Origin of the sequence: Catenovulum maritimum (assembly GCF_001050375.1) — a bacterium.
GTDB lineage: Bacteria > Pseudomonadota > Gammaproteobacteria > Enterobacterales > Alteromonadaceae > Catenovulum > Catenovulum maritimum.
Window position 1 is genome coordinate 245,168 of record NZ_KQ130483.1, and the last position, 20,782, is coordinate 265,949.

The 20,782-nt window shown below is 37.1% G+C and carries 17 protein-coding genes; 3 read left to right on the top strand and 14 right to left on the bottom strand.

What is annotated here, in order from left to right; translation table 11 throughout:
• Positions 1–10: 10 nt before the first annotated feature.
• The 7 genes from XM47_RS03665 to ccmA form a co-directional block, all read right to left on the bottom strand.
• A complete protein-coding gene (locus tag XM47_RS03665; protein WP_048689797.1) occupies positions 11–598 on the bottom strand; it encodes a DsbE family thiol:disulfide interchange protein in 588 nt (195 codons plus the stop codon).
• The gene (locus XM47_RS03670; protein ID WP_048689800.1) at positions 595–2,574 is read right to left on the bottom strand and encodes a heme lyase CcmF/NrfE family subunit; all 1,980 of its coding nucleotides are present in this window, start codon (positions 2,572–2,574) and stop codon (positions 595–597) included. Before XM47_RS03670 ends, XM47_RS03665 begins: the two co-directional genes overlap by 4 nt.
• 3 nt (positions 2,575–2,577) lie before the next feature.
• Positions 2,578–3,066, bottom strand: a complete 489-nt coding sequence (ccmE, locus tag XM47_RS03675; protein ID WP_048689803.1) for a cytochrome c maturation protein CcmE — start codon at positions 3,064–3,066, stop codon at positions 2,578–2,580.
• Positions 3,063–3,272, bottom strand: a complete 210-nt coding sequence (ccmD, locus tag XM47_RS03680) for a heme exporter protein CcmD (RefSeq protein WP_048689806.1) — start codon at positions 3,270–3,272, stop codon at positions 3,063–3,065. Before ccmD ends, ccmE begins: the two co-directional genes overlap by 4 nt.
• 69 nt (positions 3,273–3,341) lie before the next feature.
• Positions 3,342–4,073, bottom strand: coding sequence for a heme ABC transporter permease (locus XM47_RS03685; RefSeq protein WP_048689808.1), 732 nt, complete (start codon positions 4,071–4,073; stop codon positions 3,342–3,344).
• A 44-nt stretch (positions 4,074–4,117) separates the two neighbouring features.
• Positions 4,118–4,792, bottom strand: a complete 675-nt coding sequence (gene ccmB, locus XM47_RS03690) for a heme exporter protein CcmB (RefSeq protein ID WP_048689812.1) — start codon at positions 4,790–4,792, stop codon at positions 4,118–4,120.
• A 2-nt stretch (positions 4,793–4,794) separates the two neighbouring features.
• On the bottom strand, positions 4,795–5,394 hold the full coding sequence (ccmA, locus tag XM47_RS03695) for a cytochrome c biogenesis heme-transporting ATPase CcmA (protein ID WP_048689814.1): 600 nt from the start codon (positions 5,392–5,394) through the stop codon (positions 4,795–4,797).
• A 103-nt stretch (positions 5,395–5,497) separates the two neighbouring features.
• Here ccmA and XM47_RS03700 point away from each other — a divergent pair, with 103 nt between their 5' ends.
• The gene (locus tag XM47_RS03700) at positions 5,498–7,816 is read left to right on the top strand and encodes a flagellar hook-length control protein FliK (RefSeq protein WP_048689816.1); all 2,319 of its coding nucleotides are present in this window, start codon (positions 5,498–5,500) and stop codon (positions 7,814–7,816) included.
• Positions 7,813–8,124 carry an EscU/YscU/HrcU family type III secretion system export apparatus switch protein gene (locus XM47_RS03705; protein ID WP_048689819.1) on the top strand — a complete coding sequence of 104 codons (312 nt, stop codon included), beginning with the start codon at positions 7,813–7,815 and terminating at the stop codon, positions 8,122–8,124. Before XM47_RS03700 ends, XM47_RS03705 begins: the two co-directional genes overlap by 4 nt.
• A 28-nt stretch (positions 8,125–8,152) precedes the next feature.
• Here the strand turns inward: XM47_RS03705 and XM47_RS03710 are convergent, their stop codons facing one another.
• Positions 8,153–8,710, bottom strand: a complete 558-nt coding sequence (locus XM47_RS03710; protein WP_048689822.1) for a YaeQ family protein — start codon at positions 8,708–8,710, stop codon at positions 8,153–8,155.
• Between the two features lie 148 nt (positions 8,711–8,858).
• Positions 8,859–10,520, bottom strand: coding sequence for a glutamine--tRNA ligase (gene glnS / locus XM47_RS03715; protein ID WP_048689824.1), 1,662 nt, complete (start codon positions 10,518–10,520; stop codon positions 8,859–8,861).
• Positions 10,521–10,827: 307 nt separating this feature from the next.
• On the opposite strand from glnS, the gene XM47_RS03720 reads away from it, so the two are divergent.
• Positions 10,828–12,966 carry a putative bifunctional diguanylate cyclase/phosphodiesterase gene (locus XM47_RS03720; protein WP_048689826.1) on the top strand — a complete coding sequence of 713 codons (2,139 nt, stop codon included), beginning with the start codon at positions 10,828–10,830 and terminating at the stop codon, positions 12,964–12,966.
• On the opposite strand, the gene XM47_RS03725 is transcribed toward XM47_RS03720, so the two are convergent.
• From XM47_RS03725 to XM47_RS03745, 5 genes are all read right to left on the bottom strand, one after another.
• Positions 12,958–13,392 (bottom strand): hypothetical protein, encoded by a 435-nt coding sequence (locus XM47_RS03725; protein WP_048689829.1) that lies wholly within the window; start codon positions 13,390–13,392, stop codon positions 12,958–12,960. The two genes, XM47_RS03720 and XM47_RS03725, sit on opposite strands and share 9 nt — an antisense overlap.
• The gene (locus tag XM47_RS03730; RefSeq protein ID WP_048689834.1) at positions 13,380–14,573 is read right to left on the bottom strand and encodes a porin family protein; all 1,194 of its coding nucleotides are present in this window, start codon (positions 14,571–14,573) and stop codon (positions 13,380–13,382) included. The genes XM47_RS03725 and XM47_RS03730 overlap by 13 nt, the downstream gene beginning before the upstream one ends.
• Positions 14,574–14,820: 247 nt before the next feature.
• Entirely contained in the window at positions 14,821–17,910 is a 3,090-nt protein-coding gene (locus tag XM47_RS03735; protein WP_048689837.1) for an efflux RND transporter permease subunit, read from the bottom strand.
• Entirely contained in the window at positions 17,910–19,244 is a 1,335-nt protein-coding gene (locus XM47_RS03740; RefSeq protein WP_077066458.1) for an efflux RND transporter periplasmic adaptor subunit, read from the bottom strand. The genes XM47_RS03735 and XM47_RS03740 overlap by 1 nt, the downstream gene beginning before the upstream one ends.
• Entirely contained in the window at positions 19,237–20,631 is a 1,395-nt protein-coding gene (locus XM47_RS03745) for a TolC family protein (protein WP_149865442.1), read from the bottom strand. Before XM47_RS03745 ends, XM47_RS03740 begins: the two co-directional genes overlap by 8 nt.
• Positions 20,632–20,782 lie beyond the last annotated feature (151 nt).

Consider the following 20,782-nt stretch of genomic DNA (forward strand, 5'->3'; position numbering starts at 1 on the left):
ATAGCCCTGCTTAATTTGATTGGCTCTTAGCTTGATTAGAATACGAATTGAGTAGTGGCTGAAACTCTTTTTGCCAAACACGTTCATCTATTGCACCACGTCTGTGGGCAATGATGACCCCCTCGGGATTCACTAAAAAGCTTTCCGGTGCACCCGTTACGCCTAAATCTAAAGACAGGTCTCGCTTCACATCATAAATATTAAACTGAAAAGGATTACCGAGTTGGGCCAACATTTGTTTCACTTCAAGCCGAGTTTGCTCTACATTCACTTCCCCAAAAGCGGCATCAGCTGCGTTGTCGTAATAGACGCCGACAATTCTGACACCCTCTTGCCTTAATCGTGTCATATAAGGCAACTCGACTCGACAAGTAACGCACCAAGTCCCCCAAACATTAACTAAGGTATAATCACCTTTAACACTATCTTTTTGATAGAAAAGGTTTTCATCCATTAAATCTGGCAGATTAAAATCTGGAAATTGGCGCTCAACATTGGCATTTTTAATATCTGTCGGGTCTGAGAACAGTCCCTTATACAAGAATATGCTGACAGCTAAAAAGGAGACAATCGGAATAATGACTCGAATTGACTTCATGCTTGCACCTCTTGCGCTGCTTTAACTTGAGTTTCGTCTTGGCTGCCTACTGGCTTATTTAAAGCTTTAGCACTCAAAATTTTACGATAGCGTTTATCTGCAATACAGAGTAAACCACCAATTGACATTAATAGCCCACCTAGCCAAATCCAACGTACAAATGGCTTAACGTAAACTCTGACAGCCCAAGCGCCATCTTGTAATTGCTCACCTAAAGCAACGTATAGATCTCGAGCCAAGCTGGCGTCAATTCCAGCTTCAGTCATTACATTAGACTGTACATTGTAATAACGCTTCTCCGCTTGTAAATCGAACTGCTTATCGCCTTGTGCAATATCGAATTTTGCATGGTAGGCTGAATAGTTTGGTCCTTTGACGAAATCAACCGCTTCAAGCTTAAAGGTATAATCATTAAGTACCACTTGCTCTCCGACTTTCATTCGAACATCTTGCTCTACTGTGCCCCATTGTGTAACAGCAATTCCAAGCACTAACGCAGCGAAACCTAAATGGCCAAATATCATGCCCCAATGAGACAATGATATTTTTAAAATTTGTTTATTTTTAACTAATTCCAATAAAGTCAAACCAGCAACCCATCCGGCTAACACCACAGCTGTCATAGTAACGACAGAGTCTATCTCTAAAGCTAGATAAAAAGTCAGTCCTGTAAGTAAAGCAATAACGAGTCCTGAAACAAGCTTTCCAGTTAAACGCGATAACTTATCTTGTTTCCACCGTACAAAAGGCGCAACTCCAAGTAACAAACAAAATGGCAAGTACCAAAGCGCTGCTATACGGTCAAAGAAGGGGGCGCCAATCGAGATTGAACCCAAACCAATTTCTTTGTGAACTAAAGGTAATAAAGTACCCAAAAGCACAACAACTAAAGCGACAACGAGTAAGATATTATTCGAGAATAAGAAAACCTCGCGAGAGAACAATTTATATCTATGAGTACTGACAACATTAGAGGCTCTAATTGCATATAAAGTTAACGCGCCACCAATCACTAACAATAAATAAATGAGAATAAACAAACCACGTGTTGGATCACTCGCGAACGCGTGAACTGAAACTAAAATACCTGAACGTACTAAAAAGGTACCCAGCAAGCTTAAAGAAAACGCCGAAATCGCCAGTAAAACAGTCCAGCTTTTAAATGCACCGCGTTTTTCTGTAACTGCTAATGAATGAATTAAAGCTGTCCCAGCTAACCAAGGCATAAACGAAGCATTTTCTACAGGATCCCAGAACCACCAGCCACCCCAGCCAAGTTCATAATATGCCCACCAGCTACCTAAAGTAATACCAGCAGTTAAAAAGATCCAAGCCGCTAATGTCCAAGGTCTAGACCAGCGAGCCCAAGTAGCATCTAATTTACCGCTAATTAGTGCAGCAACTGCAAATGCAAACGCAACAGAAAAGCCAACATAGCCCATATAAAGCATAGGTGGATGAATAATCAAACCAATATCTTGCAATAATGGATTCAGATCACGTCCATCAATAGGGAAATTTGGGAAGGTTCTTTCAAATGGGTTTGAAGTGAAAATAACGAAAGCTAAAAAGCCAATAGAAATAAAACCCATTACCGCTAGGACACGGGCAACATCATCATCATCCAGAGTACGGCTAAAGATTGCAACCGCACTAGTCCATAGGGCTAAAATCCACACCCAAAGTAACAGTGAACCTTCATGAGCGCCCCAAACAGCAGATAATCTATAATACCAAGGTAGCTCTGAATTTGAGTTCATCGCGACATAATAAACAGAAAAATCGTTATGATAAAAAGACCAAGCAAGACAGAATAAGGAAACTGACAATAAAACGAAATTAGCATGGACTAAAGGTTTTCCCAGCGCAATTAAATCAGCAATGCGCTTCTGGGCACCTATCATAGGAAATATCGCTAAGCAGATTGAAAATACAAAAGCGATTAATAACGAAAAATGGCCTATTTCAGGTATCATATTTTACTGACCTTGGTTTAATTGTGATTCAGTGTATTCAGGGCGAACATGCTTAATACCTTTCATTGCTTCAGCAACTTCAGGTGGCATATACTCTTCATCATGCTTAGCTAATACTTCAAATGCCTCAATGACATTATTTTCACGCAAATATCCATTGGCGACTATGCCCTGACCTTCTCTAAATAAATCAGGTAAAATGCCCGTGTATTTAATTGTCACTTCTGGACCAGTATCAACAATTCTAAACTCAACATCTAGACTATCAGTTGCACGCTTAACACTATCATCAACCACCATACCGCCAATTCTTAACCTTTGACCAACAGAAGGTTTAATTCCAGTTTCGTTTTTACCATTGATAATCTCTGAAGGCGTATAAAATAAATCGATATTATCTTTTAGCGCATATAAAACTAAGCCTGCAGTTAGTGATAAACCGACAATTAAAATTAGTGCAGTGAATAAACGGCGTTGGCGTCTTGGATTCATAAACTCATCTCCGAATTTGTGTGTTGGCTTCTACGTTTTTTGATCTCATCTTGTTGCTTAATTTCTTCAATTAATTGTTTTCGTTTATGTTTAGACCAAAATACTAAACCAACAATTAATAAAGCCGCTATCCCATACGAAGACCAGACATAATCTGCATAACCATTCATCGAGATAAATTCTGCAAAAGAATCAAACGCACCCATAACACACCTATAAATTTAAAATTCTGTACATGATCTTGGGATTAACCTAGATCTCACCATTAATGGCCTTTATTTAATTAAGTTAATAACCCATTTTCTGTGGCTTTCAGCCCTTAACAGCTCAGTTGCAAATCGGTAACCAGTTAAAGCAATAAAAAATAATAGCACTGAGAAAATATTGATTAATAATGGCCATAACATAGGCCCTGCAATAGAAGGTTTATCAAACTTGGTAATACTGGCACCTTGATGTAACGTATTCCACCATTCAACTGAGTAATGAATAATAGGCACATTAATCATACCGATAACGGCTAAGATGCAAGCGGCTTTAGCGCCTGTTCTTTGATCGTCAAAACTGTGAAACAAAGCAAACACACCAAGGTATAAAAACAACAATATGAGTTCCGAAGTCAGTCTCGCGTCCCACACCCACCAAGTGCCCCACATAGGCTTACCCCAAAGAGAACCGGTAATTAATGCCAGCGCTGTAAATATCGCGCCAATGGGCGCCATAGCCAATACGCTAATTTCCATTAAACGGATCTGCCAAACCAGAGCACAAAACCCTGCAATGCCCATAGACATATAAATGCCCATTGACCAAATAGCAGAAGGAACATGGATATAGATAATGCGGAAAGAATCGCCTTGCTGGTAATCAGTTGGTGCAAACATTAAACCCCATAAGCAACCGACAAAAATTCCAATTAAAGAGAGCGGCATTAGCCATTTGTAAAAACTTAAAGAAAGTTCATAAGCTTTTTCAGGCTTAGCATACGGGTGTAACCACTTAAACATAACGATTCTCTTAAATATTACTCTAATTCTGAATGATTTATTAACTAGCCCAAATTCAACTTTAATGCTTGTGCTGTCGCTATTGGCGCCACTGTTAAAGCGAAAATAGTTAACGCCATTAAAATGAACATAGGACCTGTTATTGGCAAATTCTGTCCAGCTGCATCCATAGTTGCTGTCGCAAAAATCAAGGCAGGTATCAATAACGGAACCACTAATAAAGCCATCACGCCACTACCTTTTCGACTTGCAACTAGTAATGCACTTGCTACTGAGCCTAAACAAGCCATCAACATACTGCCACATAACAAAGTCTGAGCTAAAACCCACCAAAGCTTAATTTCTAACGAAAAGAACGGCACCAATAAAAAACTGGTTAATACAAGCGGCAAGCAATATAGCGCCCAAAAGCTGATGATTCGAGCGGAGACAATTAAACTACCGGGATAACCTGATAAAAATAATTGCTCTAACCATCCATTTTCATAATCTTCAACAAACATTCTAGGCAAGGCAATTAGCATAGCTAAAATTAATGCAATCCAGCCAACTGCTGGTGCTAGTCTATTTAACAAACCGGGTTCAGGACCAATAGAAAGTGGGAATAACACTAACACTAAAATAAAAAAGATAATTGGCAAACCAAACTCATGCTTTTGCGTTGCAGCCACCTGAAAATCTCGTTGCAGCATATGCTTAAAAAACTGGCTATACATCATAATTAAAACCTATATGCCAATTTAAATTCTTGATCGACAATCGATTCAGGTAAGCTTTGATGGCTAGTCACAATGACATATCCACCGTTTTCCTTATGCCGTTTAAATAAGGCAGTTAAAACCTCAACACCTTTATGATCAATAGAAGTAAAAGGTTCATCTAATACCCAAATTTTAGCTTGGGAGATCCACATTCTAACCAAAGCAACTCTTCTTTTTTGACCGGCTGATAAATATCTAACAGGTACATCAGTCAAACCAGTTAAACCGACTTTGTATAACAACTCTGTAGAATCTGCTTGTACCTGTGTTAACGAGAGCCAATGCAAAAGATTTTGTTCTGCTGTCAGCCACTCATTTATTGCGGGCTTATGACCGATGAACAAGATATTAGTTCCACATTCGGAAATGTTTTGTTGGTTAAAAGTGATTTCACCGTGTTGTAATTGATTTAAACCGACTAAACTTCTGAGTAAGGTCGTTTTTCCAGCGCCATTAGGGCCGGTAACATACATTAACTGCCCAGCATTGAGCTCTAATGACAAATTTTCAAATAAAACACGTTGATTTCTAACGCAAGTCAGGTTTTTGGCCGATAACAAAATGAATATTAACCACGAATAATTTTGTGCGAGATATTAACACAATGCAGTTTAAAAACGACAGTTGAGAGACTAATTATCACCAGATAACTTGATATCAATCATGACATTTAATCAATCTTTAAATAAATTAAAAAATAACGCGGCTGATTTAGTTAAGCAAGCGAGTGCTAGCTATCAAAACTCATTGAACCAAATTGGAAACATTCGCCAAGCGGCTTTAACAAAAGTAAATCAAATTACCAGCCAATTAACTTTTCAGACAGGGCAAAAAGTTCATGTCGAGTTAACTAAACATCAGCAGCAACAATTAGAGAATGTAAAAACTGTTTCAGTCGAGCTAAACTCGGATAAATTAATTATTAGGCCTGCATCAATCAAAATATTTAGCCAGACATTAACCGATAGCAATAAAGCGTTTTTGTTTAACCAAGCGCTGCAGCATTCAGAATCTGAGACGCCAAAAGGCAATATAGTATTAGCAAAAATCTCTAATAACCAAGCAAGGTTTGAATTTGACGGCAGAGTTTATCAAATCCCTGTTTCAGCCAAATTAGCTAAACAACAATCGGTATACCTACAAGTCAACCAAACGAATAATGGTTTAAGTGTAAAAGTCATTAATACAAACGAAAAACCTATCATAGCGCCTTTTGAGCTACAGACTAAAATCAGTAATGGTTTTTTACATATCTCAAATGACAAGATTCAACTCCCTAAAAGCTTAGCAAGTTTAATAACCGGTTCCTATACCGCTAGTTTGAAAACCCAAGGTTCAAGTCGCCACAATCCCGAGAGAATGATTGAATTAATCAATAATCAAACAAAGGAGATTCATAAACTTAATTTAAACAAACTAAACAATAGTTTTGTTGATGCTTTAATCACAAAATTAATCCCTAAGCAGGGAAATCACTTAATTAAAACCATACAAATCCACGACCAAGAAATTAACATCAAACTTGCGGGGCAAAAGGTTAAAATAGCTTTAGAAGACTTAAAACAAGCCAATACAGCCGCACAGAGTCAATTAGCAAATGTAAAATTAGCTCATAACCAAGTCGAACTAAAACTAGCAAATGGTCAAAAATTCCATTTTGTCATGGATGAAATACCGAGTATTAAAAATTTAATTGAGCAGCAAAATAACCAAGTAGCTAAACAAAACTCGAACATTACACAAGTGCTTGAAAAATTGAATGTTAGTTTGCTTCCGGAGCATAGAGAGGCATTAAAACAACTAAATAGTTTAGCTGGTCTCAGACTAAATTTAGAAAATAAAAACCTAGTTTTAAGCCAACAACCTCATACCAGTATATCTGTACCTATGAGTGCTAAACTGAAAAATGATTTACAGCAATCAGGATTAATCAACGCCCCAACAAAAGAAAACACTGTAAAATTAAATCCAGATATTCAAAACACTCATCAAGAAAATTTATCTAGCTCACAGACTCAGCTGTTTGAAAAATTTGATCCTAAGTTATCCGAACAGAGTTTATTAAAACAACTTAACCAAACCAGTCTCATTTCAGATAAGCAGATTTTGGAACTTAGTGCCAGCAGTAAATCACAATTGAATCAGCAACTTAAACACCAAGTAGGTCAGATAAGACCCTTAAACGAGCTGTTTAGTCAATTACAAGCTCAAGTGACAGAGCAACAAAATGCTGAACTAATCTCGGCGGCACCGAAACCAAATGAAAGCGTCACTAAAGCCATTAGAAGTTTACTAAACCAATTCACTCAACTACACAATGCTGAGCAGATACAGCAGATAGTCCAAAGCCAAATAAATATGCCGCAAAGTTTAACCAGCCAGACTAACCCTACTGGATTATCGAACCAGCTGGCACTAGCTTTACAACTACTATTAAAGCCTAAAACATCTAGAAATTATAATAAAGAAACGACAACTAGCGCTAAAACAAACAAACCGCATTTAAGCCCAGAAGGCAGCCTAACTCTTAAGGCCCTAGCCCAGAGTTTAAAACACATACAGCACAACCAACAGCAAACGGCATTATCTAAAACAGAATCTCACGCTCAAATTTTTGCAACTATCCCATTCGGTGCGAATAGCAAAGTTGAACAAGCTGAAGTCAAAATTAATCTAGAACAACATGAAGACGAATTATCAAATCAAGACAAAGCCTTATCTATGTGGAAGTTTTCAGTAAAATTTGACTTAGAAGCACTTGGTAAAATGGTCACTAAAGCAAGTCTATTTGAAAATGAACTCAGGTTAAATTTATATTGTGAAAACCCAAAACTGGCTATTATAGCGGAAGACAAAATATCGCATTTGAGGAAAAAATTAGCTGAATCCGGCATACAGCTCAACGAGGTCGAATACAACTGCGCCAAAATCGCCGAGCATTTATGGCAAGAAACCTCACTACAAGGATTTTATTCAAAATGACAAACAATAAAAATCTAGACAATAAAGCCATAGCTTTAACTTACGACGCACCGAGGGCGCCTAAAGTAATCGCTAAAGGCTTTGATGATTTAGCTGATGAAATTATTAACTTAGCACAAGAACACGGTGTTTTACTGCATCAAGATACTGAATTAGCCAACTTTTTAGCTGAGTTGGATATAGGTGAAGAAATCCCAAGAGAAGTTTATATCATTATTGCAGAATTAATTGCTTGGTCTTACATTTTAAGAGGGCTAGAGCCTGAAAACTGGAATAATATTCATAATCGAATTGACCAAACCATATAAAGCCAATTTCGCAATCCATATAGCTAAGCTAGTGAATAAAGTCGAGTTTAGGTACTGTTAATGGATGATACTGATGAATTTCAGATTCAACGAACAAGTCATCTGCAGCAACCGTCAATAAGTCACCATCTATCATCACGCTCCATTTTATCTGCTTTTGGATACATTGGCTGAGTTGAGTGATTAACTCTGGTGAGTATTGGATTAATTGTAATCTTGGATGTTTATTGATTGACTTTAGCAGTTTGCTTGCTTTGTCTGTATCATGATAAAAAAGCCAAACATGCTCCGATTTAGCTTCTGCTTTTTCTAACTGTTCAGGTAAAAAGCCGTCCACACCTATCCAATGTTCGTAATGTGCTTGATTACGTTTAACAAAAAGATCTGGTTCTCCTGCCAAGAAGTCATTTTGATTAAACTCTAAGTTTTGATGTTTAAATAAGGCGAGCGCCAAAATACGCTGAACTAAGTGGTCACTTGATTCAGAAGACTTGGTTGCCAGAACCTGATTTAAATTAAAGTATTCATGTGTATCAACATGAGAAATATTCAGTTCGGCTTTAATAATAAAACTGCCATCAGCCACATCACACCTTCAAAACAAAAAGTTATAACTTATATTTTAATTGATAATTTTTATTTTACGAGTTTTGACTGAAATCGGATCAAAATAAAAGGCGAATTAGTAAAACTAGTTCGCCTTTTTAAAGTCGTTAGAGAATAAAGATTAAACTTTATTTATCCCAAGTGTCTCTTAAACCAACCGTTAAGTTAAAAACGACATTTTCTGCAGTAGAGTCAACTGAGTCTTTGCAAAAATAGCCAATTCGCTCAAATTGAACGGCTTTGCTCGGCTTTATATCGACTAAACTTGGTTCAACAAACGCATTACTATTAGTAACTAAACTTTCAGGATTAATTGCGTTTAAAAAATCTTCTTCAGCAGCAGGATTAGCGACGCTAAACAATCTATCGTATAAACGAACTTCAACTGGTTTAGCATGTTTTGCAGAAACCCAATGAATAACCCCTTTCACAGAGCGTCCATCTGCTGGTTTTTTGCCTAGAGTATCAGCATCATAGGTACAATAAACCGTAGTGATTTCGCCATTCTCATCCGTTTCGATACGGTTAGCTTTAATCACATAAGCACCACGTAATCGGACTTCTTTATCCAATACTAAACGCTTGAATTTCTTATTTGCAGACTCTCTAAAGTCTTCTTTTTCGATAAAAATTTCACGAGCAAAAGGTACTTCACGCTTACCAAAAGACTCATCTTGCGGATGGTTTGAGACAGATAAAATTTCTTCATCTGCTTCTGGGTAATTTTCGATGATGATCTTCAATGGATCTAAAACAGCCATAGCTCTGGCTGCGTTAGTATTTAAATCTTCTCGAATACAAGCTTCTAACATAGGCATTTCTACCATGTTTTCCATCTTAGTTACGCCAATTCGCTTACAAAATTCACGTATTGAAGCTGGGGTATAACCACGTCGTCTTAAACCAGCGATTGTCGGCATACGTGGATCATCCCAGCCACTAACATGGCCGTCAGTCACGAGCGTATTTAACTTTCGTTTACTCATGACAAAGTATTCAAGGTTTAATCGAGAAAATTCATATTGATGTGGTCTAGCTTCAATCGAAATATTATCTAAGACCCAGTCATACAAACGTCTATTGTCTTGAAACTCTAGTGTACATAACGAATGTGTGATGCCTTCGATTGCATCAGAAATACAATGGGTAAAATCATACATAGGATAAATGCACCATTTATCCGCTGTTTGATGATGATGAGCAAATTTGATTCGATAAATGATTGGGTCACGCATACACATAAAAGGTGACGCCATATCGATTTTAGCTCGTAACGCGCACTCACCTTCTTTAAACTCGCCCGCTTTCATTTTTTCAAATAACGCTAAATTTTCAGCAGGACTCGTATCTCGATAAGGACTATTTTTACCTGGTTGAGTTAAAGTACCGCGGTACTCTCTCGTCTCTTCTGCATTTAAAAAGCATACATAGGCTTTGCCTGCTTGAATTAATTCAACGGCATAGGCATATAATTGATCGAAGTAGTTTGATGAGTAGCAAATCTCATTGCTCCATTCAAAGCCTAACCACTTGACATCGTCTTGAATAGAACGAACATAATCAATATCTTCTTTTTCAGGATTAGTATCGTCAAACCGCAGATTACATTGCCCTTGATAGTCTTGAGCTATACCAAAGTTTAAACAAATTGATTTAGCATGACCTATATGTAAATAACCGTTAGGCTCAGGTGGGAAACGAGTGTGAATTTGGCTATGTTTTCCATTCGCTAAATCCTCATCTATGATATTTCGAATAAAATTACTCGGGCGATCTACAGTGTCGACCATAAAATGTTAATTCTCCGGAAAGCTTAATTTAAAAATGATAATTAAGACAAATAAACGATAAAAGTGTGAACATTGTATCGTATTTTGCATTGAGCTCACAATCTCAGATAGTTTAATTGTTTTTCTATTGTGTTGTTAAGCAAAATTAACTAGATTAGTTAATAATTTAATTGAAAAAGCACAAATTTAGACAATAGTTAAGTATGTAAATCTTATCTGTAAATGTCTGGGTTATTTTTCAATGAATTAACCAATAAACATAGAGTCAGGCTGACGTAGCACCACCAAGTTTACACAAGGATAATAAATGTTTGTTAGTATTCGTACTAAATTAATTTTGATGACGTCAACTGTGGTTATTGTCACATCAGTTGCGTTGTTACTGATATCCATTAACGAGCACACTCGGCTTTACAAAAAAAACTTTAGCTCTGACGCCCAAGCGCTCGCAACTAATTTATCCAATGATTTAATCGAATACTTTAATCAAGAGCCCATTGATGACTTTGGCATATCGACAGAACTTCTGAAGCTCGATACCGAAAGTCATATGAAATATGCTTTAGTATTAGACAACCAACATAAAGTTATACAGCAATTCATCAACCCTTCTCTACATTCTGAAAAATTGATATCTGAGTTAAATCGAACTTTAGAGTTAGTCATAAACCGTAATTTCACTCAACTGAATACAGATTTAACTGAAACTGAGATGTTAGTGACAACACCAATAGGAGATAAGAATTACTCTGTTGGTTATTTAATTTTATCTTTTAACTATCATTCAAGATTAAAAAACAGTCAGAGTATTTTTCTAGCTAAGCTATTACCATTGGCTTTATTAGCAGTTGTGGTCATCATATTGATATCGCAGTGGGTACAAAATTCGACCATTAAGCCGTTGATTAATCTGACAGAGCTTATCTTTAACGTTAAAAAATCAAAAAATTATGATTTGAGAATTAAAGAATCGGGTAACGATGAAGTACATGTATTGAGTGTTAACATCAACCAAATGTTAGCAACGATTTCTGAACAAAAAACTGAAGCAGAAAAGCAAACTAAAGCCCTGTTAGAACAACAAAAGAAACTAATCCAGCTGGCTAACTATGATCCTTTAACTGGCCTCCCAAACAGAAAACTATTTATGGAAATCCTAAGTAGTTATCTACGAACCGCACAAAACGACAATAAGAAACTTGCAGTTTTATTCTTAGATATAGATGATTTTAAAACAGTTAATGACTCTTTAGGGCATGCAGCTGGAGATGAGCTACTAGTGGAAGTCACAACTAGATTAAAGGACTTATTAAAATTAGAAAAACTGATCGCTAGGATTGGTGGCGACGAATTTAGCATAGTTTGCTTTAATGAAGACAAAGCAAGGAATAATGTTTTGGATATATGTAGTCGCATTATCCAAGAATTAAATAGGCCTATGCATATTAAGGGCTGGGAATTACAAATCACTGTGAGTATTGGTATAGCTTACAATACGCCCAAAAACATTAGCATGCTTGAAATATTGAGTAATGCCGATACCGCTATGTATCGTGCTAAATCCAGTGGCAGAAGCCAAAGTATTGCTTACCTTTCCAAGATGCAGGTTGAACAAGATCGCCGTCTACAAATCGCAAGTGCTATCAGTAAAGGTTTACAAAACAACGAGTTTAGTATGCTTTATCAACCTAAAGTTTGTGCCGAAAAAGGCGTCGTAGGGTTAGAAGCTTTAATAAGGTGGAATAGCAAAAGCTTAGGATTTATCTCGCCTGCAGAGTTTATCCCAATTGCAGAACAGTCAGGTAAGATTCACGAAATTACACTTTGGGTAATCAATCAGGGCTTTCAACAAATAAATTCTCTATACAATGATTATCAAAAGCATATAAAAGTTAGTTTTAACTTATCCACCTTTGACATTTTAAAACCAGATTTTATTCAACATATTAGGCAGGCCATATCTGAACATCAAGTATCACCTAAGCTAGTTGAATTTGAAATTACAGAGTCTGCTTACATGGAGAATTTTGAAATCGCGCAAGGCTTTATGCTAAATATTCAAGCTATGGGCTGTGCTATTGCCCTAGATGATTTTGGCACTGGTTATTCTTCACTTAGTTATCTGACCCAGGTGCAAGCCAATACATTAAAAATTGATCAGCAATTTATTAAAAATTTATTCAAGTCAGAAAATGACAGACTAGTGGTTGAATCTATTATCTCCTTGGGACAAAAGCTAAATTTAGAGATATGCGCAGAAGGGGTAGAAACTAAACAGCAATACGAATTCTTAAAAAACCTAGGTTGTGATTTAATCCAAGGCTACTACTTTTCAAAACCTGTAAAATATAATGACTTAGCCGAAACACTGCTCAAAATAGATCACTTATTAAAGTGCCTAGCAACTGAACAAAAATTAAAAAACAGAGCAAGTAATCTATTTTAAACTGACTTTATATAATACTTTGTAAGCAGTTTGATTCAAGGAACCGGAAGGAAGATAAGCAATATAACCTTTCTTCTCAGTCACTAGCAGTTTTATTTGTTGCATATCCGATAATTCAACAGGTGGCTTTCTTTGCCCACTAAAGCGCATCTGAGCCCAGTAAGATTGAATTCTTGACTCACTCAACCCAACAATTCTCGTATGAAAAATAGTTCGAGTCATGTCACCCGAAGGTAAACTAATAGGCTTGACAATTGTTTCACCATCCGCAATCTTTGCCCCCAAGTATAAGTGTTTTATTTGCTGACGTGTCAATTCAAGTTTGCTGTCTTTGTGTGTCACAACCAAAATATCAGCAGAAACACAGTAGGATGTAAAAAAGCTTGAAAACAACAAAAGCTTTTTTGGCCAAGTTAAAACACCCATTCGATACCTCCGACTAATAAAGTCGAACGACCATCGTATGGCACACTATCAATGGTTGGCAAAGTAGTTGTAGGGCTGCCTTCAATCCACTTGATATCAAGCTTAAAAGCTAAACTGTCTTTGAAATCCCATCTTGAGCCCAAAGTAACGCTTTTGGATGAGGAATCTGGGCGGTTTTGTCGTAAAAATTCATATTGCTCAATCACAACATCAAGATTGGTGTTTAAACCGCCGGTTGTTGGTATGGCAGGTAGCTGAGCATCATAGTTTGCGGACTTTTTAGCAAGCGTTACATGAAAAGTAAACTCATTAACTAGGTAAGCTAAGCTGATGTATTTACTTTCCATTTCTGTCAGTAAATCAATATCATGTTTAACTTTGATCCATTCTGAACTGAAGAAAAAATCAACTAAGTTATAAGACAAACTCATTTGGGTGAAATTAATATCGCCATCTACGGTCAGTTTTTCTGCTGCATTTGCGTAAACCGGATTTATTACTGAGGCTTGATTAAGTATATCAATAAAAGGTCTTAACTCAGTTTCCCGAACCAAGTAATCACCAAATGTATGAGAAATTCTAAACTTTAATGCTTCACTTGAAATATTCGCTACAAAACCTGTAAAAACATCAGATTCAGCTGTATATACAGTCTCACCTGCTTGAATTTCATCATCAACATAACCAAAATAAGTTTGAATATTTAAGTCAAATTGCTCAGCTAAATATGAATAATTGGCTTGTATGCCATTAAATTTTCGAAAAAAGAAGGACGCATAAATTTCTTCGGGTGGTAGCACCCAGTGATAAGCATAACCGACATTGATAATGCTGCTATATTCGAAAAAAGGCGTATTTAACTTTCCTAGTTTAAATTGCCAATTCTCATTGAGATGATAGGTTAAATAGAGCCATTCTAAGCCAGAATCAAAATTCTCAGATTTACCAAGTAGTTGAACTGTAGCCGAAAGTTTGTCAGAAAAAGCATAGTCGGCTTGGATACCAATTAAGCTATGCTGGTTAACTTTAAAGTCATCAGTGTAACCGATCGCCGTATCATTAGATGAAATCGTGGCTCCACCGATAAATCGAGCAAAGCCAGAATATTGTATTTTTGCTGCCTCGTCCGCTAAGCTAGCTGCACTAGATAGAAATAGAACTATTAGTACCAATACACGCATTTGTCGTCCCTAATATATTTGCTTGTAAAATGATTATAGTCGCTAATATCAAAATATCATTGAGAATTTGTTATTCCAGTTCACCTAAATTTTTGATCTATATTTTACATAGAAAAAAAGTGCGCTAACAAGTTATGAATTTTGCTACTAGTAAACTAATCGCAAAATTCATAACGCAGTTTACGTGCTTTTTAACCCGTAAAATTGAGCAATAATTAGGATGGATTAGTATTAAATGTTAGCCGATTTATAAACTGCGCCACTTTTGCCTAATTTGATAAACAAGCAAATAATTTACTGGCACCAAAATGAGTGTAATCAAGGTTGCAAAAATGATCCCAAAGCCTAGTGAAACTGCCATTGGAATCAAAAATTGAGCCTGAGTAGACTTTTCAAATAACAGAGGCATCAGTCCAATAAACGTTGTCATAGAGGTCAACATAACAGGCCTGAATCTAGCAGCGCCTGCGGTTAATACCGCTTCTAAGACGTCATGCCCTTTAGCCCGCATTTTTCCTATGTAATCAACTAACACCAGTGAATCATTTACCACTATGCCTAATAAAGCAAGCAGACCAAGTAAACTCATTAAAGTTAAATGCATGCCGATTAGCCAATGACCTAATACTGCACCGATTACGCCGAATGGGATGACAGACATGACGATAAGCGGCACTGAATAAGAGCCTAGTGGGATTGCTAATAAGACATAAATCGCGACTAATGCTGCAGTTACCCCCCAAAACAAAGAAGAAAACGAATCTGCTTGTTCTTCAGCTTCACCGCGCATGACATAATCAACCTCAGGGTATTGACCAATCAATTCTTTTAAAAATCCTGACATGTCGGCATTCAACACTGTCACATTAGTATTTTCTTTGTCCAGATCGGCTCGAACATTTAAGGTTCTATAACCATCCTGACGATAAATTGCACTCGGGCTTTTACCTGGTTTTAGCACTGCAACTTGAGATAATGGTACTTTTTGACCTTTAGTTGTCGTAATCAGCATATCTTTAAGCGAGGCGATAGATTCACGTTCCTCACGAGGAAACCTAACCATAACCCGAACATCATCTCTACCTCTTTGTATTCGCTGCGCTTCAACCCCAAAAAAAGCTTGGCGTACTTGACGAATAATGTCCGAACGGCTGATGTCTAATAAATAGGCTTCTGTTTTTAATTCAATTTGGAGCTCTTCTTTACCGTCTTCCATCGAATCACGAATCTCAAATACTGTTGGATAGGTCTGCAATCTCTGCTTAATTTGTTCACTCAATTTAGCCAGTAGTTGAGTATTGTTTCCTCTCAGCTGTATATCAATTGGATCGGATGACCGGCCTATTTCAGAGCGATAAATTAACTCTTCTGCACCAGGAATATCACCTATCAACTTTCTCCACTCTCTAGCAAGCGATTGAGTTGTCATCGTATTTGCTCTTGTTTCGGGTGGCGTAACTTGAAATCTAACTTGTCCCCAGGCAGCATTGCCCCCAGAGCCTGTTCTAGATAGAACATGCATTATGATGCTTTCATTAGTTATTTCATCTATATATTTATCTTGTAACTGCTGAGCAATCGCTGTCATTCGCGTAATGTGCTTATCAGTCACCTCAAACGGTGTACCACTCGGCATTGTCAATGTCGCAGTAATAGTTTCACTAGGTACTCTAGGGAAAAAAGTAAACTTAGCATGCCCTGCCATAGCAGCCGAGATAACCAAAATCAATATACCCGCAAAGCTTATGACAGTAGAAGATTTATGATTAATACAAAAATCTAATGCCGGTTTATAATACTTTAAAATAGCTTGTTCAAAACCAGAGGCAAAACCTTGTTGCCACTGTTGCAGACGCGTTTGCTTAGATATATCTTTTGAAACTTTCAAATATTTTAGGTGGGCAGGTAAAACGAACTTAGATTCAACTAAAGAAAAGAGTAATACAGGCACTACCACTGCTGGTATTTGAGCAAATATTTTGCCGCGATTACCTTCCATAAAAAAGATAGGTAAAAACGCTGCAACCGTTGTCAACACGCCGAATGTCACAGGGACAGCGACTTCTTTAGTACCATTAATCGCAGCTTGCAATCCATTTTCAGAGCCGCCTAAATGTTTATAAACATTTTCACCTGTCACAATCGCATCATCTACGACAATCCCTAGTACCACAATAAAACCAAATAAACTGACAATATTTAAGCTGATACCTAAGAAAGGCATGATGAAAAAAGCGCCTAAAAAACTAACAGGAATACCAATAAAGACCCAAAAGGCAACAGCGGGTCTTAAAAATAAACTTAACAGAATTAAAACTAATATGCCGCCTTGAAGCGCGTTAGAAACTAAGGTCGCTATCCTATTTTTAACGATTCGAGAATCATCGCTCCAATAACCAAGCTTTATACCTTGGGGCATATTAGCTTGCTCAGTATTAATATATAGCTTAACTTGATCAGCAACGGATATGGCACTTTGTTGCCCTACCCTATAAACCGAAATAGTTGCAGCAAAATTTCCATCTAAGCGAGTTTTTAATGCAGTTTCTTCAAATCCATCTGTTATCTTAGCGATATCACCCAAAGTCAGTACCGTACCATTGGCGTGACTTTTAAGCACAATTCTCTCGAATTCGTCCTGCTGATAAGCTTGGCCTTTGGAGCGGATTAAAATGTCACCCCCTTCAGTCCTTATATTACCTGCAGATAAATCAAGCGAGCTGCGGTTTATTGCATTTGCCACTTGACTTAAGGTTAAATCGTATTGCCTAAGTGTATCTTGATCCAGTTCGACTGCAATTTCATATTGGCGAACCCCTTCAAGTGAAACTTGGGTAACACCATCCAACTTTAAAAGATCGTCTCTAACTTTCTCAGCTATTTGCTTTATCTCTTTTTCCGAAACATCTTTACCCGAAATCGTCACATCAATAACATCACGTTTGCGTACCGCCAAAGAAATAATGGGCCGCTCAGCTTCATCAGGTAAAGTGTTAATTGAATCAACTCTATTTTTTACATCGTCCAATAAATCTCTTGGGTTATAGCCTTGTTCAACTTCAACGGTTATTGTTGAACCACCCTCAGTCGAACGACTCGTTAGTTCCTCAATTCCCTCTAAATCAAACAAAGCTTCCTCAATTCGAGTCGCTATAGATAACTCAGCATCTTCGGGGGTCGACCCTCTTAAACTAACTTTAATACTGATTTTATCAGAATCAATACTAGGAAAAACCTCTAAAGGGATCCGATAAGTTAAACTGAGTAAACCAGCTGCTATGATAGCGGCCATCAATAAATTAGCAGCGACATGATTTTTGGTGAACCAAGCTATCATTAATTATGCCCTCGATTACGACGCTGCTCTTTAATCACTTGCTCTAAACTTTTGCCTTCATCTTTAGCCATCTGTTTCAACTTTGCTAACTTATCAGCAGGGATTCTTTGTAGTGCTTTGTCTAAATCAAATGGTTTAGCTTTGTTATTCGATGTTAAATTTTTAGCCGTATCATCACCTTTACTCTGAACATTAACTAAAGTCCCACTAGAAACTTGGCCTAAAGATGTCGTCACTAAATAATCATCTGAGGTTAAGCCGGATTTAATTACAGCTTTGGCTTTATTTTGCCACAAGATATCGACCGGCTGGCGCTTTAAAACACCATCTAAGTACAAGTAAACATAACTACCTTGGTATATCGCTGAGTTATCAATCACTATGACATCTTTCAACAATTTACCTTGTATCTCGGCACGGACATACTGGCCAATTTTTAGAGGGAAACGGCCTTCTGCTTTAACCCCAAATGGATCATTTAACCTTGCAACTACATGTAACTGACGACTAACGGGATCTATTGTACTTGCAGTTCTAACCAACCTAGCACGCCATTTTTCTTTGTTAGATATTTCAGATATTATCCAGACATCTGCTTCTGAAGTTTTGCTCTTTCCTTTGTACTGCTCAGGTAAATCCATTAACTCTAATTCATTGTTTTTAATCGGTAATTCCACCTCTATTGCATCAGAAGCATAAATCTCACTAATCAAAGTATTAGTCGAAATAACTTGGCCAATATCAACATACTTATCTAATGCTCGACCTGAAAAAGGCGCTAGAATTTTTGTTCTATTCAGTTGAATTAAGGCTTGTTTATGCTTAGCCTTTGCTGACGCTAATTGAGCTTTAGCAGCTGATAATTGGGGCTTTCGTAATACCAAATCACTTGGTTGACCACTTTGACCTAATCGCTCCCAGTCCAACTTAGCTTGTTCAGCCAAAGCTTGCTGCTCTGCCAATTTTTGTTCCATATCAAGCAAATTTGCATAGCTAATATCAACTTCAGATTGATAATCAACATCTTCTATTTGCAACAACAATTCATCTTTTTCAAAAAATCCACCACTGCGTAATGATTCTGAAATGTATATTACTTTGCCACTGACTTGAGATTGCAATTTAGATTGTATGAGTGCGCCGACTTCGCCATAGGAGTTTAAATAGACTTGAAAATCTTGCTGCTGTAGTTTGACGACATCAACTGAAATTTTTGATTGAGGCGGTTTAAAGTTTCTTTCCGCACTTGGCTTAAACCAAAAAATCATACAGGCGAGTAAAACAAATACAGCCAGCAATAAAAATGGGATAAATACTTTTAAACGCTTATTCATTAATCTCTGTTCCTGCTATCGATTGCCAATTTTTACCTAGTGCTAAATGGAGGCTAATTTGATTAACCACCAAATTTTTGTTTAATTCGAGTAACTGAATTTCCGCATCTAAGGTTCGGTTTTGAGCAGTTAATACCGTAGCGTATGTCACCAAACCATTTAGATATTGTTCAAAGGCCAACTTCTCGGCGATTACCGCATTTTCCTTCTGAGATACTGCATGCTTTTTTTGCCTATCTAAAACATCAATTTGAGTCAAAGTTGTCTCAACTTCATGGAAAGCTTCATAAGTGGTTTTAAGATAAGCTAACTCGCTTTGTTGAAATTCTAGCTGGGCTGTTTCTTCAGCTGATTTTAAATTTCTGGAATCTAAAATAGGCAAAGTTATGCCTGCGGCTAATGACCACAAGCCATCTTTTAATAAATTAGATACTTTGGACTCTTCATCTGAAATGGAAGCCCTTATCTCAAACTTTGGAAACCTATTTTTATGAGCGATAGCAAGCTCTGCATCATCAATCAACACATCTAACCAGCTTAACTGTATATCTGGACGCGCTTTTATCACCTCTGCCGGTACGCCTTTAGGTACACTAACTTTGACCTGTTTGAATAAAAAGTCACTCGTAATAGATTTATCTGGGTAGCCCCCAATTAATAGAGATAACTTTCTGCTGGCGTTTTCGATTTGTTGTTGCTGACTGATTAACCTTGACTGCTCTTTTTCATAGTCGCTTCGAGTAAGGTACACATCTAATGCTTTGTTTAATCCCGCTTGATAACCTTGCTCAATGATGTCTAGATTATTTTTGACATTTAATGTCCTTTGCTCATATAGCTTATAAAAATTTTCGGCAGCCACTAAATCAAACCAAGCATTAGCGACCTGACTAACTATATTATTTTTAGTTTGTAGAAAAGCAATTTCAGCTTTTTGATAGCCAAGCTGTGCCGCTTTTTCCGCATCTGACAATTTGCCCCAGATATCTAAATTATAACTTGTGGTTAAACCTAGGCTAAAACTGTTCGAGATACCGTTTCGATTACCTCGACTTGCATCCACTTTAAAATCTAAATCTGGCCAAAGTGCCATCCCCGCCCTTTTCAAATTAATCTCAGCTTTTTGCAAATTAAGTGCTTGGGAGCGCAATTCTAAGTTATTAACCAGAGCATCATTAATTAAAGCTTTTAGTTTGTCTGATTGTATATTGTCAGATAGCAGAGGAGATGTATCCTGATATTTAGTTAGCACGGACTGCCATTGGGTAGGTGAAACAAGTTCACTTTGTATATCGGTTGTAGGTGTGCTGCTGCAAGACAGTAAAAAGAGTAAAGATGAAGAGATACAAGATAATTTAAAGATTTTTATACCATTATTTTTGACCATGCTTAATTCCAATTTAAGTAACACTTAAATTATCTCCTATATTATTAAAATTTAAAACCAAACATCTAAGTGACTGATAAAAATAGCAATCAAAAAATAATCAACTTGCAATCTAACAGACAAGAGCTGCAAACCAAATGCCTCTAGTTCA